Annotated in this window: 16 protein-coding genes; 6 read left to right on the top strand and 10 right to left on the bottom strand. The window is 66.3% G+C overall.

Going from position 1 to position 14,693, the window contains the following annotated elements:
- Positions 1-24: 24 nt before the first annotated feature.
- Both AC5Y5W_RS21155 and AC5Y5W_RS21150 read left to right on the top strand, forming a co-directional pair.
- Complete coding sequence (locus AC5Y5W_RS21155; protein ID WP_500011443.1) at positions 25-1,560, top strand: aldehyde dehydrogenase family protein; 1,536 nt, start codon at positions 25-27, stop codon at positions 1,558-1,560.
- A 50-nt stretch (positions 1,561-1,610) separates the two neighbouring features.
- A complete protein-coding gene (locus AC5Y5W_RS21150) occupies positions 1,611-2,456 on the top strand; it encodes a hypothetical protein (protein ID WP_500011441.1) in 846 nt (281 codons plus the stop codon).
- Here the strand turns inward: AC5Y5W_RS21150 and AC5Y5W_RS21145 are convergent.
- The 7 genes from AC5Y5W_RS21145 to AC5Y5W_RS21115 all read right to left on the bottom strand — a co-directional run bounded on the left by AC5Y5W_RS21145 (position 2,453) and on the right by AC5Y5W_RS21115 (position 8,429).
- Entirely contained in the window at positions 2,453-2,944 is a 492-nt protein-coding gene (locus tag AC5Y5W_RS21145) for an LpqN/LpqT family lipoprotein (RefSeq protein ID WP_500011439.1), read from the bottom strand. The two genes, AC5Y5W_RS21150 and AC5Y5W_RS21145, sit on opposite strands and share 4 nt — an antisense overlap.
- A 169-nt stretch (positions 2,945-3,113) precedes the next feature.
- Complete coding sequence (locus tag AC5Y5W_RS21140; RefSeq protein WP_500011437.1) at positions 3,114-3,800, bottom strand: anti-sigma factor; 687 nt, start codon at positions 3,798-3,800, stop codon at positions 3,114-3,116.
- Positions 3,797-4,360 carry a sigma-70 family RNA polymerase sigma factor gene (locus tag AC5Y5W_RS21135; protein WP_500011435.1) on the bottom strand — a complete coding sequence of 188 codons (564 nt, stop codon included), beginning with the start codon at positions 4,358-4,360 and terminating at the stop codon, positions 3,797-3,799. The genes AC5Y5W_RS21140 and AC5Y5W_RS21135 overlap by 4 nt, the downstream gene beginning before the upstream one ends.
- Positions 4,361-4,406: 46 nt before the next feature.
- The gene (locus AC5Y5W_RS21130) at positions 4,407-5,177 is read right to left on the bottom strand and encodes a DUF1295 domain-containing protein (protein ID WP_500011511.1); all 771 of its coding nucleotides are present in this window, start codon (positions 5,175-5,177) and stop codon (positions 4,407-4,409) included.
- 5 nt (positions 5,178-5,182) lie between these two features.
- On the bottom strand, positions 5,183-6,451 hold the full coding sequence (locus tag AC5Y5W_RS21125; RefSeq protein ID WP_500011433.1) for a class I SAM-dependent methyltransferase: 1,269 nt from the start codon (positions 6,449-6,451) through the stop codon (positions 5,183-5,185).
- Positions 6,448-7,146 carry a DUF1365 domain-containing protein gene (locus tag AC5Y5W_RS21120; protein WP_500011431.1) on the bottom strand — a complete coding sequence of 233 codons (699 nt, stop codon included), beginning with the start codon at positions 7,144-7,146 and terminating at the stop codon, positions 6,448-6,450. Before AC5Y5W_RS21120 ends, AC5Y5W_RS21125 begins: the two co-directional genes overlap by 4 nt.
- On the bottom strand, positions 7,140-8,429 hold the full coding sequence (locus AC5Y5W_RS21115; RefSeq protein ID WP_500011429.1) for an NAD(P)/FAD-dependent oxidoreductase: 1,290 nt from the start codon (positions 8,427-8,429) through the stop codon (positions 7,140-7,142). Before AC5Y5W_RS21115 ends, AC5Y5W_RS21120 begins: the two co-directional genes overlap by 7 nt.
- Before the next feature lie 130 nt (positions 8,430-8,559).
- Between AC5Y5W_RS21115 and AC5Y5W_RS21110 the strand changes: the two genes are divergently transcribed.
- From AC5Y5W_RS21110 to AC5Y5W_RS21095, 4 genes are all read left to right on the top strand, one after another.
- Positions 8,560-9,222 (top strand): fasciclin domain-containing protein, encoded by a 663-nt coding sequence (locus tag AC5Y5W_RS21110; protein WP_500011427.1) that lies wholly within the window; start codon positions 8,560-8,562, stop codon positions 9,220-9,222.
- A gap of 133 nt (positions 9,223-9,355) precedes the next feature.
- Positions 9,356-11,095, top strand: coding sequence for a cytochrome c biogenesis protein DipZ (locus tag AC5Y5W_RS21105; protein WP_500011425.1), 1,740 nt, complete (start codon positions 9,356-9,358; stop codon positions 11,093-11,095).
- Positions 11,096-11,169: 74 nt separating this feature from the next.
- Positions 11,170-11,748 carry a fasciclin domain-containing protein gene (locus AC5Y5W_RS21100; protein WP_500011423.1) on the top strand — a complete coding sequence of 193 codons (579 nt, stop codon included), beginning with the start codon at positions 11,170-11,172 and terminating at the stop codon, positions 11,746-11,748.
- A gap of 13 nt (positions 11,749-11,761) precedes the next feature.
- Positions 11,762-13,036: a class I SAM-dependent methyltransferase gene (locus AC5Y5W_RS21095; protein ID WP_500011421.1), complete on the top strand. Its 1,275-nt coding sequence runs from the start codon at positions 11,762-11,764 to the stop codon at positions 13,034-13,036.
- Here the strand turns inward: AC5Y5W_RS21095 and AC5Y5W_RS21090 are convergent.
- From AC5Y5W_RS21090 to AC5Y5W_RS21080, 3 genes are read right to left on the bottom strand one after another with little or no spacing between them, the layout of a single operon-like run.
- Positions 13,026-13,928 (bottom strand): crotonase/enoyl-CoA hydratase family protein, encoded by a 903-nt coding sequence (locus AC5Y5W_RS21090; protein WP_500011419.1) that lies wholly within the window; start codon positions 13,926-13,928, stop codon positions 13,026-13,028. The genes AC5Y5W_RS21095 and AC5Y5W_RS21090 overlap by 11 nt on opposite strands.
- A 2-nt stretch (positions 13,929-13,930) precedes the next feature.
- Entirely contained in the window at positions 13,931-14,320 is a 390-nt protein-coding gene (locus AC5Y5W_RS21085; RefSeq protein WP_500011417.1) for a type II toxin-antitoxin system VapC family toxin, read from the bottom strand.
- The gene (locus AC5Y5W_RS21080) at positions 14,317-14,541 is read right to left on the bottom strand and encodes a FitA-like ribbon-helix-helix domain-containing protein (protein WP_500011415.1); all 225 of its coding nucleotides are present in this window, start codon (positions 14,539-14,541) and stop codon (positions 14,317-14,319) included. The genes AC5Y5W_RS21085 and AC5Y5W_RS21080 overlap by 4 nt, the downstream gene beginning before the upstream one ends.
- Positions 14,542-14,693 lie beyond the last annotated feature (152 nt).

Raw genomic sequence — 14,693 nt, 5'->3', positions numbered from 1 at the left:
AGAGCCGCGGCTAGCATGGCCGGTATGACCGCCACCACATCGCCAGCACCCACCCCCGAGTTCACCGGTACCGGCAGCGTTCGCAATCCCGCTACCGGCGCCGTGGCCGGTGAAGTGCACTGGACCGATCCCGCCGACGTGCCCGCGATCGCGGCGGAGCTGCGCGCAGCGCAACGCGAGTGGGAGCAGCGCGGCGCCAAGGAGCGCGCCAAGGCGCTGGCCCGCTATGCGGTGTGGTTGGGCGAGCACCGCGACGAGATCGAAGAGCTGTTGATCAAGGAAACCGGCAAGTCGGCCGTCGACGCGGCACAAGAGGTGCCGCTATTGATCATGATTCTGTCGTACGTGATCAAGACGATGGAAAAGGCGCTCGCGCCCGAAAGCCGGCCGGCCGCGCTGCCGTTCCTGGCGATCAAGAAAATCACGCTGCACTACCGGCCGCGTCCGGTGGTCGGGATCATCGCGCCGTGGAACTACCCGGTGGCCAACGCGCTGATGGACGGTATCGGCGCGCTGGCGGCGGGATGCGCCGTGCTGCTCAAGCCATCCGAACGCACCCCGCTGACCGCCGAGGTGCTGCGCCGTGGCTGGCGGGAGTCCGGTGCGCCCGACGTGTTTGCGCTGGCTCAGGGCGCCCGGGAGGTGTCCGAGGCCGTCATCGACAACGTGGATTACCTGCAGTTCACCGGTTCCAGTAACACCGGCCGCAAGGTGATGGAGCGCGCGGCGCGCCGGTTGACGCCGGTCAGCCTGGAGTTGGGCGGCAAGGACCCGATGATCGTGTTGGAGGACGCCGACGTCGACCTGGCCGCCCACGCCGCGGTGTGGGGCGCGATGTTCAACGCAGGCCAGACCTGTGTCTCGGTCGAGCGGGTCTATGTGCTCGACGCCGTCTACGACCAGTTCGTCGACGCGGTGGTCCGCGACGTCAAGGCGCTGCAGGTGGGTGCCGGCGATGGGTTTACCTACGGCGCCCTGATCGACGAGGGGCAGCGGGCGGTCACCGAGCGCCACGTCGCTGAGGCGGTGGCCGCGGGGGCGCGTGCGCTGACCGGCGGGCAACGGCCCGACGGCCCAGGCAGCTTCTATCCGCCCACGGTGCTGGTCGATGTCGACCACTCGATGGCCTGCATGACCGAGGAAACCTTTGGTCCGACCTTGCCGATCATGAAGGTCGGCACCGTCGACGAAGCGATCCGGCTGGCCAACGACAGCGAATACGGGTTGAGCGCATCGGTGTTCTCCAAAGACGCAGCACGTGCCAAAGATGTTGCACTGCAACTCGATTGCGGAGCTGTCAATATCAACGACGTGATCAGCAACCTGATGTGCACCACCGCCCCGATGGGCGGCTGGAAGACGTCGGGCATCGGGGCGCGGTTCGGCGGCGCCGAGGGACTGCGCAAGTACTGCCGGGTGGAAACGGTGGTCGCACCGCGCACCAACGTCGGCGCGGGCGGCAACTATTACCACAATTCGCTGAAGGCGCTGACCCGGATGAACCGGATGATGACCAAGATGGCGCTGGCAAGGCCGCGCCGCACCGCGAAGCGGGGCTGATCGGTGGCGACCCGCTGCGCCCGGCTTTGCCGCGCTTGCGATCGCCACTAGTGCGGTTCGCAGCCACGGCGCTGCTGTGGCTGCTGACCACGCTGGCGCTGGCGGTGGCGGTGCCGACGGCGTGGGCGCAGCACAACATCGTCGACGCCGACGGGTATGCGGGGCTGGCCCGAGAGGCGGCGGGTGAGCCGGCGTTGCAGACCGCGGTGGCTTCGCAATTGAGTGCCACTGCGACCAGGCTGATCAGGGAGCACGGCTACCGCGTCGACGCGTCGCGGGTGCACGGTGTCGCCAGCGCCTACGCCGCGGGCCCGTCCTTCCCTGCGGACTTCGCGCAGGCCAACCGGGTCGCGCACGGGTGGCTGTTCACACGCCCCGCGACCGGGTCCGATCCGTGGGTCATCGATCTGGCGCCGATGCTCGAAGACAGCGCCTTGCAGCAGACGCTGTCCGACTACCACGTCCGGGCGCCGTCGACGCTGACCGTTCCGGTGACGGTATCGCCGTCAAAGAGGTTGCAGCCGGGCATGTTACGACCACTGGCGTTGTGGGGGCCGTGGGTGAGCCTAGGTGCGGCGCTGCTCGCGGGTGTCTGCGCGGTCTTGACGTTGGTCGCCGCCCGCAGCCGTGGTCGGGCGCTGGCCGGCCTCGGTGTCTCGGCGTTGCTGGTCGGCGCCGGCGGTTGGGCGGGCGTTGAGGTCGCCCGCGGCCGGATCGGTAATGCGCTTAACCACACCGCCGGCGATATACGCCGCGTCGCCGATGCCATGGTCGGCCACGCCGAAGCGAGCCTGCACCACTGGCTCAACCTGACGTTGGCCGCCGGCGCCGTGCTGGCGGTGTGCGGCGTCGTCGTTGCGATGCTGGGCAGCGTGCGCAACCGGCCCGAACGCTAGCCCGCGCTCGGCGGCAACATCTGGAAGCCGGTCAAAATCGTGTTTGCATCGCGCGCGAACGCCGGGTTGTCCGGATCAGCGGAGCCGACGGTGAGGGTGGTGGCGTAGGTTTTGCCACCGAAGACGCCCACTACGGCCAGCATGGTGGAGCGACGAGCCGGTATCTCGCCCATCGGCGGCGCGGTGTAGGTCACGCTTTCGGCGCTATACCCGCACCGCGTGGTCGGGGTCGTGACCAGGTCAGTAGCGCCCAGTCCGGCGGTCAAGCCCCTCCGCTCGCCGTCAAGTACCTCCTGAGGATCCGCGGACCCGTCGGCGGTTTCCAGCGTGACCACGGCGTTGGGGGCGAATTTGTTGGCGATCAGGTCCCGGTTCACGATGGCGTACCGGACGATCTGCGAGTCGAACAGCGTCGTGCGTTCCCATCCCTGCGGTTGCGGTATCCGCAACTGCGGCTCGCCCAGAGCGTGAGATTCGATTGACGTCATTGGCGCCGAAACATCTTCACACGGACCAGCTTTGGCTCTTTCCGCACCAGGCGCCTTTACCGCCGAACCCGAAACCAAAGTCGTACAGCCGACCAGCGTCGACAGCGCCGCTGTTGCTACCGCCGCTCGCGTCAGCCGTGTCCGTGGCACATCCAACACTGACGCCTTCCTAGCGCAACGGCAACTGGGCAAAGATCTTCCCGGTCGGCTGAGGCGATCCGGTTCCCGGTTCGACGGTGAAGGCCAGCGCACTCGAGTTCCCGAGGTCAGTCAACACCGCGGTGGTTGACGGCGCGACGGTTGCGGTGTTCATCGTCCCCGCCGAGACTGGGCTCTTATCGCCGAGCAACCACATCTGATAGACGGTGCCCACGGAGGGTGCCGGGACGTTGTTCATCACCAGCACACCGGCGTTGCGGTCGCGGGAGAACACCACCGTCGCCGTCCCGCCGTCGGCAAGCGAGCGCGAGACCGTCCGCACATCGGGTGCCGCCATGATTTGCTCGGCAACTGTCGGCGCGGGCGGCGACCGCAGTGCGAGTCCCGCGCCGAACGCCCCGAGGCCCACCACGATCGCCGCTGCCGCGGCCAAAGCGGCTGTGCGCCACCGGGCATAGCGCGGTTTGATCGCGGAAAGCACCGCAGCACGTAGCTGGGTCGGCGGCTCTGTGGCGGTGGCGGCCGACACCACGGCCATCGTCTCGCGGACTGCGCGCACCTCGTCGCGGAAGGCCTGCGCGACCGCTGCCGGTGCGGCGGCGAGCCGTCGGTCGATGTCGATGCGTTCATCGTCGGAGATGGCGTGCAATGCATACGGTGTGGCCAGCTCGAGCAGCTCAAAGGTTGGCTCGGTCATGGCACACCCAGGCAGTCGCGCAGGCCGCGCAGCGCGTCGCGCATTCGAGACTTGATCGTCGACAGGTTGGCTGACAGCCGTCGCGACACCTCGAGGTAGGTCAGCCCGTCGTAATAGGCCATCTGGATGCACTGGCGCTGTACGTCGGTCAGGCCGCCGAGGCACTCGCTCACCCGGCGCCGCTCGTCGCTGGCGATCGCCGAGTCGGCGACGACGTCGTCGGGCGGGTCGACGGTCGCCGCGCCGTAACGCGACTCGCGCTGGCCGGCGGCCTGCTCGGAGCGCACCCGGTCGACGGCGCGCCGATGCGCCATCGTCAATAGCCACGACAGCGCTGAGCCTTTGGCGGAGTCGTAACTGCCTGCGGTCCGCCAGGCCTCGAGGTAGACCTCTTGGGTGGTCTCTTCGCTGTAGCCCGAATCGCGCAGCACGCGGATCACCAATCCGTACACCCGCGTCCGGGTGTGATCGTAAAAGGCGGCGAATGCGTCGGGGTCCCGACGGGCCACCCGGCGCAGTAATGCGTCGAGGTCGCTGCTCAGCCGCGGCGGTCCGGTCATCGACCGGTAGCCTATCCTCTCCAGCACGGCGGTCGGCATTTTCGGCCTATCCCGGCGGGCGCGGGATGAAAAACGATGTCCGTCGCTGGTATTCGTCGAAACCCGGGCGTCCCGCCATGTACTTCTCCGCCAGTCGGGCGCCGCTAACGTGCACCAGGAAATATGTCATGAGCAGCGGGGAGAACACGGTCACCAACGCCCACCAGCCGGTGATGGTGATCAGCCACAATCCCCACCACAGGCAGGCGTCGCCGAAGTAGTTGGGGTGCCGCGTCCAGGCCCATAAGCCGCGGTCCATCACCTTTCCGCGATGCGCGGGGTCAGCTTTGAACACCTGCAGTTGTCGGTCTCCGACGGCTTCGAAGGTGACGCCAACCGTCCACAGCAGCACGCCGGCCACCGTGACCGCCAGCAGTGGGCGGGGGGTGGCTCCGCTGACAGCCGACAGTTGTACGGGCAATGCGACGAACCAGATGGCAAATCCTTGCAGTACGAAGACTTTGCGTATCACCTGACCCAGCGTGGCGCCGCGCAACATGTCGGCGTAGCGAGGATCCTCACCGTTGCCGGCCGACTTGCGGTGGATATGCCAGCTCAGCCGCGACCCCCACATCGCGACCAGCGCCAGCACCAGCCACCGGCGCGGGGCGTCGCCGGTGCCGAGAACCGCGGCGACAACCGCGACCGCGATGAAGCCGATCCCCCAGGCGACGTCGACGACGTTGTAGCGACCGATACGCCGCCCGATGACGAAGGCGATCGCCTGGATCACCGCGATCACCGCGATCGAGACCCCGCAGACGGCGGCAAAGGACATGAGGTTCATCGCGCATCTCCGCGGGCGAATGTCCACTGGTAGACGTTGAGGTATTCCGACCGGAACCCGGCCTCCGCGTATGCCAGATAGAACTCCCACATCCGGGCAAAGACGGCGTCGAAGCCGATGTGGGACAGGGTAACTCGTCGCTGCATGAAGCGTTCCCGCCACAGTCGCAACGTTTCGGCGTAGTGCGGTCGCAGCGCGAGGTGATCGACGGTGCGTAAATCGGTGTGACGAGCGGTGATTCGCCGTATCGCCTCGGCAGAGGGAATCAGCCCGCCGGGAAAGATGTACTTCTGGATCCAGGTGTGGGTACTGCGGGTGGCCATCATCCGGTCGTGCGGCATGGTAATCGCCTGGATCGCTATCCGGCCGGTCGGCGTCAGCAGGCGTTCGAGGGTCTGAAAATATTCCGGCCAGGCGTGAAACCCGATCGCCTCGATCATTTCGACCGAGATCACCGCATCATAGTTCCCACCGACATCGCGATAGTCGCGCAGGTCGATCTCGACTTGCTCGGATAGGCCGGCCGCCGCGACTCGCTGCCGCGCCAACCGCTGCTGTGCGCTCGATAGCGTCACCGAACGGACGTGTGCTCCGCGCTGGGCAGCGCGGATGCACAGTTCTCCCCACCCCGTACCGATTTCGAGCACTTGGCTACCGGACCGAACCCCGGCCACATCGAGCAGTCGGTCGATTTTGCGCCGTTGTGCGTCCGCGAGGTCCGACCACGAAGCTGGCAGCGCAGCGAACAGCGCGCTGGAGTAGGTCATGGTCTCGTCGAGGAATTCGCCGAACAGATCATTGGACAGGTCGTAATGCGCAGCGACGTCACGGCGGGTCTGCGCCCGGTTGCGGTGCTGTGACCGCGGCGGGGAGGCCACCACGATCGGTCGCAGCCACTGCAGCGCGCGTGGTACCAGATCCGCCACCTCCGTCGCCAAGATTGTCAGCACCCCGGTGAGATTGCCCGACTCCCACTCGCCGGCCATGTACGACTCGCCGAAACCGATCAGACCGCGTCGCCCGATCCGGCGGGCAAGCCGGCCCGGGCGGTTGATCATCAGCGCCGGCGACGTCGGCTTCCCGCCGCCGATCACGGTGCCGTCGGGATAGCGGAGCCGCAGCGGCAGGTGTGCCGCCGTGCGGCGCAGCAGTCGGTCGGCAACCATCGCGGATGCCGCGGCAACCGGACCGGAGGGCACCCTGGCCACCGCTGGCCAACGGGCGGAATCTATTGCTGTCAAGTGGGTTCCGCAAGCGACGCTCATCGTGAGACCACCGGGACTTTTCGCAGCCACAGCCTGACCCCTTGGATACGGATGCGCAAGGCGACCATCAGCGGCGCCAGCGGCGAGAGCAACTGCATCCGCGCGACGTGCCGCACGGTTGCGGGTTGTCGTGTCCCGCGCAACGTCGCGACGAATGCCGGTTGCCCATCGCCGTGCAGCATCACCTCAACCTCCGCCCGCCGGTCGGGGAGCGGCGCCAGCACCTGGTAATGACCCGCCACCGGGTTGAACGGTGACACATAAAACTTCTTGGTGACGAGCACCGGGGTGTTCGCGGGGGGCAGCAAGTACGCGTGGCGCTTCCCGTAGGTGTTGTGCACTTCGGCGATCACATGCCGCAGTGCGCCGTCGCCGTCATGGCACCAGAAGACGCTGATCGGATTGAACACGTAGCCCAGCACTCGTGCCTGCAGCAGCGCGGTCACCCGTCCGTCCGCTAACGACACGTCGTGCGCGGCGAGGAAGGTGTCGACCCGCTCGCGCAGCGAGTCGCCGGAAGCACCGGTGAAGTGGTCTTGGGCGTGGAACCGGGCGAACGGTCGCAGCCACCACGGCAGTGCCGGCAGCTCGTCGATATCGATATACCAGCTGTAGCTGCGGTATTCGAACGAGTGATACACCGGCGCCTGCCGGCGGTGGGTAATGGTGGTGCGGTAGATCGCCGGGGTCAGCACGCCATCACCTGCTCGATTCGCGTCGGCCAATCGGCGCCCAGTCGCTGGGCCGCCCGCAGCCCCGACGCCGCGCCGTCCTCGTGGAACCCCCACCCATGGTAGGCGCCGGCGAACACCACCCGGTCGTCGTCGAGGGTCGGCAACAGCCGTTGCGCGGCAACGGATTCCGCTGTATACAGCGGATGGCTGTAGGTCATTTCGGCGATCACCGATCGCGGATCGATCCGGCCGTGGCCGCCGAGGGTGACCAGGAAACGGCGGTCGGCCTGGATGCGCATCAACCTGCTGACGTCGTAGGTGACCACAACTCGGTCGCTGCCGGCGGTGATCAGGTAATTCCATGAGGCGCGGGCACGCCGGTGCCGCGGCAGCACCGACTCGTCGGTGTGTAGTTGGGCGCGATTGGTCGAATACGGAATCGACGCGAGGACGGCCCGCTCGTATGCCGATGGGTTGTCGAGCAGCAGCAGCGCCTGGTCGGGGTGAACAGCGATGACCGCGGCGTCGAAATGCCGCGGCGGTTCGACGCCGGCCTGCACGATCACCCCGTTGGGCAGCCGGCGCAGCGAGTGCACCGGCGTAGCGGTGCAGACGTCATGCACCCGGGACGCGATGGCCTGCACATAGCGTTGCGAACCGCCGGTCACCGTGCGCCATGTCGGTGAGCCGAACACCGACAGCATGCCGTGGTGGCCCAGAAACACGAACAGATAGCGGGCTGGGTAGCGCAGCGCGTCGTCGGCGCCGCACGACCACACCGCCGCCACCAGCGGTGTGATGAAGTGCTCGACGAAGAACGCCGAGAAGCGGTGCCGACGCAGGAAGGCTTCCAGCGTTTCCAAATCGTCGTCGTCGGCGCTTAGTAGCCGAGTCGCGGCCCGGTGAAACCGAACGATCTCGGTGAGCATGAAGAGATAACCCGGTCGGGCCGCTTGCGGGCACGCGAACAGTCCGCCGATACCGAGGGCGCCGGCGTATTCCAGGCCGGTGGCGTCGGCGCGCACCGACATCGACATCTCCGACTCCTGGGTCGCCACCCCGAGGTCGGCGAACAATCGGCAGAGCGTCGGGTAGGTGCGGTCGTTGTGCACCAGGAACGCCGAGTCGACGTTGACGATGGTGCCGTCGCCGCGGTCGACGTCATGGGTGTGCGCATGACCGCCGAGCCGGGTGTCGGCCTCATACAGCGTGACCCGGTCGCGTCCGGACAAGGCGTAGGCGGCGGTCAGGCCGGCGACACCGCTGCCGATCACCGCCACCGAGCGCGCGGATGACTGTTGCACATCAACTATTCGGAGAAGGCGACCAAAAGGATGGCCTCGTCCACCCATCCGTGAGGGCGGTCACTCCGAATCAGAACTGTCCGACCCGTAAGCGGCGGCGTTGCCGCCTTGATTAAGGAGCCGAATCGGAATGAAGGACGTTCAGTCCAAGACACTCGCGATCACCCTGGCGGCGATCGCTGCCGTGGGGTTTTCGGCGTGTGCGAACGACAAATCCGAGTCTGAGAAGCAGACCAGCGCGAGTCCGGTCACCAGCTCGGCGGCGCCGGCTACGACGGGCGTAACAGCAGATCCCGCGGCGGACCTGATCGGCTCGGGATGCGCCGACTACGCGGCTCTGCACCCGACCGGCCCGGCTTCGGTAGCGGGAATGGCGCAAGACCCGGTCGCGACGGCCGCATCGAACAACCCGATGTTGAGCACGTTGACATCGGCGCTCTCGGGCCAGCTGAACCCCAACGTGAACCTGGTCGACACGCTCAACAACGGCCAGTACACGGTGTTCGCACCGACCAACGCGGCATTCGACAAACTGCCCGCCGCGACCATCGACGAGCTCAAGACCAACTCCGACAAGTTGACGAGCATCCTGACCTATCACGTGGTACAGGGTCAGCTCAGCCCGGCGAAGGTTGACGGCGCTCACAAGACCCTGCAGGGCGCCGAGGCCACGGTCAGCGGTCAAGGCAACGACCTCAAGGTCAACGACGCGGGCTTGGTGTGCGGAGGGGTGCACACCGCCAACGCGACGGTGTACATGATCGACACGGTGCTGATGCCGCCCGCTCCGTGACGGTCTGACGCCGCCGCCAGACAAGGCAGCTCGCGCCGGCGGGCTGCCTTGTCGCCTTTAACGGGTTGGTCGCGCAGCGAAACTTGTGGTGTGTGAAAGCGATCCAACACGGGCCTGGCTGCGAATACCGGACATGGTGACGCTTGCGCTGATCGGGCTGGTCGGAGGCTTCGTGACCGGCATATCGCCGTGCATACTTCCGGTCCTGCCGGTGATCTTCTTCTCCGGCACTCAGCGCGCTGCCGAGGATGAGTCGGCGGGCCCGGGCGGTGGGATAGCGGTTGCGGTCAAGCCGAAGCGCTTGTCTCAGCGGCCGTACTGGGTGATCGGCGGCCTGGTGTGCAGCTTCACCGTGGTCACCTTGCTCGGCTCGGCATTGCTGTCGCTGCTGCACTTGCCGCAGGACGCGATTCGCTGGGTCGCGCTGGTGGCGTTGGTGGTGATCGGGCTGGGCCTGATTTTTCCTCGCGTCGAGCAGCTGTTGGAGCGGCCGTTCTCCCGTGTGCCGAAAATTCACATCGCTACCGGTGCAAACGGATTCGGCCTCGGTCTGGCGCTGGGAGTGCTTTACGTCCCGTGTGCCGGGCCCGTTCTCGCCGCCATCGTGGTTGCCGGTGCCACCGCGGCGATCGGCCTGGACACCGTCGTGCTCACCGTTACGTTCGCGGTGGGCGCCGCGGCGCCTCTGTTGTTCTTCGCGCTGGCCGGTCAGCGAGTGGCCGAGCGGGTCAGCGCATTTCGGCGTCGCCAGCGCGAAATCCGCATTTTGGCAGGCATCGTGACCATCCTGTTGGCGGTGGCGCTAGTGCTCAACCTGCCCGCAACGTTGCAGCGAGCCATCCCCGATTACACCGGCTCGCTGCAAAACCAGCTCGGCGGCGATCAGCAGATCCAGGAAAGGCTCAACCTCGGCGGCATCGTCACCGACCAGAACAGGCAACTGGGCAATTGTGCAAACGGCGCGCCGGCGCTGCAGAACTGCGGGCCTGCGCCTGACATCAAAAACATTGCCGGGTGGTTGAATACGGCCGGCGGCAAGCCGATCGACCTGCGCTCATTGCGGGGCAGGGTAGTGCTCGTCGACTTCTGGGCGTATTCCTGCATCAACTGTCAACGCGCCATTCCGCACGTCGAAGGCTGGTATCAGGCCTACCGGGACAAGGGTTTCGACGTGATCGGCGTGCACACCCCCGAGTACGCGTTCGAAAAGGTTGCCGGCAACGTCAAAAAAGGCGCCGCCGATCTGGGTATCACCTATCCGATCGCGTTGGACAACGGCTACTCCACGTGGACGAACTATCGCAACCGCTACTGGCCCGCCGAATATTTGATCGACGCCGGCGGCACCGTGCGGCACATCAAATTCGGTGAGGGCGACTACGACGGCACCGAAAAACTGATTCGCCAACTGCTCGGTGACGCCCAGCCTGGTATCACATTGCCGGCACCGGTCGACGCGCCCGACATCACTCCGCGGCGCGGCCTCACTCCCGAGACGTATCTCGGAGTGGGCAAGCAAGTCAACTACGCCGGCGCTGGCGTCTACGACGAGGGTTCGGCGGCATTCGCCTACCCGCCGTCGCTGCCGAACGATTCTTTCGCCCTGCGGGGTTCGTGGGCATTGGACTACCAAGGCGCGACGGCGGGGGACGGCGCTTCGGCCGTCGAACTCAACTACCACGCCAAGAATGTCTACCTCGTAGTCGGGGGGACCGGTTCCATCTCGGTGATTCGCGATGGCACGACGACCACCGTGCCGATCAGCGGACCGCCGACGTCACACCAGATCGTCGCCGGAAACGACGTGACCCGCGGGAAACTCGAAGTTCGGCCCAGCGCGGGGCTACAGGTGTTTTCCTTCACCTACGGCTAATCGCAACCGATCCGGCGCGCCCACGGCTCCGAATACACGGCGACAGACCTGCCATGGAAAAGGGAGCCGAAACCATGAATAAGACGATTGCAGCAAGTAGTTTCGCAGCGGCGGCCGCAGTAAGTCTGGCCGTGGTCACGGCACCAGCCGCGGCGGCCGCACCAAATTTGGTCGGCCCCGGATGCGCAGACTACGCGGCGCTGCACCCCGACGGTCCCGCCTCCGTGGCCGGGATGTCGCAGGACCCGGTCGCGGTGGCGGCGTCAAATAATCCCGAGCTCACGACCCTGACCGCGGCGGTATCGGGCCAGCTCAATCCACAGGTGAACCTGGTCGACACCCTCAACAATGGTCAATACACAGTCTTCGCGCCGACCGACGCCGCCTTCAATAAGCTGCCCGCCTCGACAATCGACCAGCTCAAGACCAACTCGGACATGTTGAACAGCATCCTGACCTACCACGTCGTTCCCGGACAACTGAGCCCCGACCAGGTCGACGGCTCACATAACACCGTCCAGGGTGCACCGGTAAACGTGACCGGCGCGGGTAACGGCCTCAGGGTCAACAACGCTGGCCTGGTCTGCGGCGGCGTGCCCACCGCCAACGCGACGGTGTACATGATCGACACGGTGATGATGCCACCGCAGTAAGACTGCGCCAGACATGGCAGCCCGGCAAACCGGACCGAATCCCGCACGCGCGGTTGCGCCCATGCTGGCGGCCGCGATCGAGCCGCTGATTGGTGAGCTACCGGTGCGGCTGATTGCCTGGGATGGCAGCACCGCCGGGTCGCCCAACGCTCCGGCGGTGCGCCTCCGCAGGAGGGCCGCGCTGCGACGGATGTTGTGGCATCCTGGCGAACTCGGCGCCGCGCAGGCCTACGTGTGCGGCGACCTCGACGTCGACGGTGACCTGAGTTCGGCTTTGAGCCATGTCTGGGCACGGGCCACGCAGCACGGGCCGACGGCGATCCAGCTGTCTCCGAGGGCGCTGGCGCGGCTGGTTATCGTTGCGGCACGACTCGGTGCGCTCGGCCGGCCGCTACCGCCACCTGCCTCCCGCGTTAGGGTGCGCGGCAGACAGCACAGTCCGTCCCGGGACAACGCGGTGATCAGCCACCATTACGACCTGTCGAATGCGTTCTACCGCTTAATACTCGACCCGTCGATGGCTTACTCCTGCGCCTACTGGGAACCATCCGACCCGAACGTCACCCTGGCGCAGGCCCAACACGACAAGCTGGACCGGATCTGCCGCAAGATTCGGCTCGACGAGCAATCCGGCATGCGGCTGCTCGACGTCGGATGCGGCTGGGGTTCATTGAGTTTGCGCGCCGCCGAGCACTACGGCGCGCGAGTTCTGGGGTTGACTCTCTCGGGCGAACAGAAGGCTTACATCGACGCGGCGCTCACCGAGCGGAGACTGGGCAGCCGGGTCGAAATCCGGGTCCAGGACTACCGGACCGTCGCGGACGGGCCGTTCGACGCGGTCGCATCGATCGAAATGGGTGAACATGTGGGCCGACGCAACTACCCGACGTATGCGCGATTTCTGCGCCGGTGCGTTCGCCCGGGCGGGCGGGTGCTGATCCAGCAGATGTCAAGGGGCGGAGCCCATCCGGGCGGCGGACCGTTCATCGAAGCGTTCATTACCCCTGACATGCACATGCGTCCCGTCGGCGAGACCACCGCGTTGCTCGAAAGTGCGGGACTGGCGACCATCGCCGTCGAGCCAATGCGCGAGCACTATGTGCGCACCGCCGATGCCTGGATCGACAATCTCGAGGCCCACTGGGACGAGGCGATAGCATTTATCGGTGAGGAAGCCGCCCGAGTTTGGCGGCTGTACTTGGCCGGGGGACGGCTGGCGTTCGCGCAGGGCCGCATGGGTGTCGACCAAATCCTGCTCGCGCGGCCCGGTCGCGCCGTCACGGCGTGATGACGTGCGACGGGTCGGGCCGTAGCTCCGGCGGGGCCTGGCTGTAGTCGCCGAACGGCCCGTCGCGGCGCTCGATAGCGGCGCGCACCCCGTCGGTGGCGGCGGTCGCAATGAACTCGAGTGCATCGGGAGTGTTGCGCATCAGGCCGTCGAGGATGCCGCCCAGCGTCTGCGTCGACGCCAGACCCATGTTCTCGTAGGCCTGGTTGACAATGAGCTTCTGAGCCCGCAACTGCGACAACGGGATTCGCGCCAGTTCGGCGGCAATTTCGGCGACGCGGGCCTCCAGCCGCTCGAACGGCACCGCCTCGTTGATCAGCTCGACCTCGGCGGCCTGCACGCCGGTCAGCGGCCGGCCGGTCAGCGAATGCCACTTGACCTTGGTCAAACTGAGCCGATAGAGCCACATGCCGGTCAGGTATGCGCCCCACATCCGGCTGTACGGGGTGCCGATCACGGCGTCCTCGCTGGCGATGACGAGGTCGGCGCACAGCGCGTAATCACTGGCGCCGCCGACGCACCAGCCGTGCACCTGTGCGATCACCGGTTTGGAGGCCCGCCAGATCGCCATGAATTTCTGGGTCGGCCCGGTTTCGCGGGCGCTGACCATGGCGAAATCCTTGCCCGGATCCCACCGGCCGTCGGTCATCATGGCTTCGCCCCAGTGCTCGAAGCCGCCACCGAAGTCGTAGCCGCCCGAGAACGCCCGCCCGGCACCGCGCAACACGATCACTGTGATCTCCGGGTCGCGTTCGGCCAGCCCGACGGCGGCCTCGATCTCGTCGGGCATCGGCGGCACGATGGTATTGAGCTGCTCGGGCCGGTTCAGGGTGATGGTGGCCACCGGACCAGCCGTCGTGTACAGCAGTGTTTCGAATTCGGGTGTTGGCATAGTCAGAACACCTCCACATCTGCATGGTGCCCATGAGCTCGAGCCAGCCGGCGATCACAGGTGATCAGCGGCGCCTCCAGGGCCTCCGCCAACGCGATGAACACGGCGTCGTATGCCGTCAAATGATGACGCAGCCCCCACACGCGATCAGCGAGGGGGCCCAGCGGATACCTGGTCAAGGTGATGTCGTAGATGTCGGCGCGAGCATCCTCCAATCGTGCGTCGTCCGCGGCTCGCGTCAGTGCCAAACGGCGCAGCGCATGGAGAATTTCGACATCGATGAGGTGGGGAGCATGCAGGTCGTTGTCATCGGACAGCCGGGCCAGCAACCCGGGTTTGGACGGGCGGGCCAGAACGGCATCGATGAGTGCCGATGTGTCTACGACGATCACCGATCGCGCCCGGTGCGGACCGCGTCGACGATCGCACCTGCACTGGCGCCACCGCTGCGTCGGCTTGACCGGGCTAGGACATCGGCGAGGGCCGGCCGGTCGGCCACGCGCACAAGTTCATCAAGTAGGTAGTCCGACAGCGACATTCCCGCGGCGGTCGCCCGCGTCCGCAGCGTGCGATGCACCTCGTCGGGAACATTGCGGATCTGGATGACCTTCACCACCCAAACATACACCAAATTTGGGTGTGTCCCACCATATATACACCACCAGTTCAAGGACATGGGTTCTGCCGCGCATTTAGATTCTCCTTAATATTCTTACAATTCGTTTAATTTTATGTAGGGTCGCTGCATGATGGTTGCCGGTAGTA

The sequence above is a fragment of the Mycobacterium sp. NGS51 genome, from assembly GCF_059812525.1.
Note: the sequence above shows the minus strand (reverse complement) of the source record. Positions and strands in the feature narration are given on the sequence as shown.

Bases quoted from the DNA above. Each gene is read 5' to 3' on its own strand.
- AC5Y5W_RS21155 (WP_500011443.1), top strand. From the start codon at position 25: ATGACCGCCACCACATCGCCAGCACCCACCCCCGAGTTCACCGGTACC.
- AC5Y5W_RS21145 (WP_500011439.1), bottom strand. From the start codon at position 2,944: ATGACGTCAATCGAATCTCACGCTCTGGGCGAGCCGCAGTTGCGGATA.
- AC5Y5W_RS21140 (WP_500011437.1), bottom strand. From the start codon at position 3,800: ATGACCGAGCCAACCTTTGAGCTGCTCGAGCTGGCCACACCGTATGCA.
- AC5Y5W_RS21135 (WP_500011435.1), bottom strand. From the start codon at position 4,360: ATGACCGGACCGCCGCGGCTGAGCAGCGACCTCGACGCATTACTGCGC.
- AC5Y5W_RS21130 (WP_500011511.1), bottom strand. From the start codon at position 5,177: ATGTCCTTTGCCGCCGTCTGCGGGGTCTCGATCGCGGTGATCGCGGTG.
- AC5Y5W_RS21125 (WP_500011433.1), bottom strand. From the start codon at position 6,451: ATGAGCGTCGCTTGCGGAACCCACTTGACAGCAATAGATTCCGCCCGT.
- AC5Y5W_RS21110 (WP_500011427.1), top strand. From the start codon at position 8,560: ATGAAGGACGTTCAGTCCAAGACACTCGCGATCACCCTGGCGGCGATC.
- AC5Y5W_RS21105 (WP_500011425.1), top strand. From the start codon at position 9,356: ATGGTGACGCTTGCGCTGATCGGGCTGGTCGGAGGCTTCGTGACCGGC.
- AC5Y5W_RS21100 (WP_500011423.1), top strand. From the start codon at position 11,170: ATGAATAAGACGATTGCAGCAAGTAGTTTCGCAGCGGCGGCCGCAGTA.
- AC5Y5W_RS21095 (WP_500011421.1), top strand. From the start codon at position 11,762: ATGGCAGCCCGGCAAACCGGACCGAATCCCGCACGCGCGGTTGCGCCC.
- AC5Y5W_RS21090 (WP_500011419.1), bottom strand. From the start codon at position 13,928: ATGCCAACACCCGAATTCGAAACACTGCTGTACACGACGGCTGGTCCG.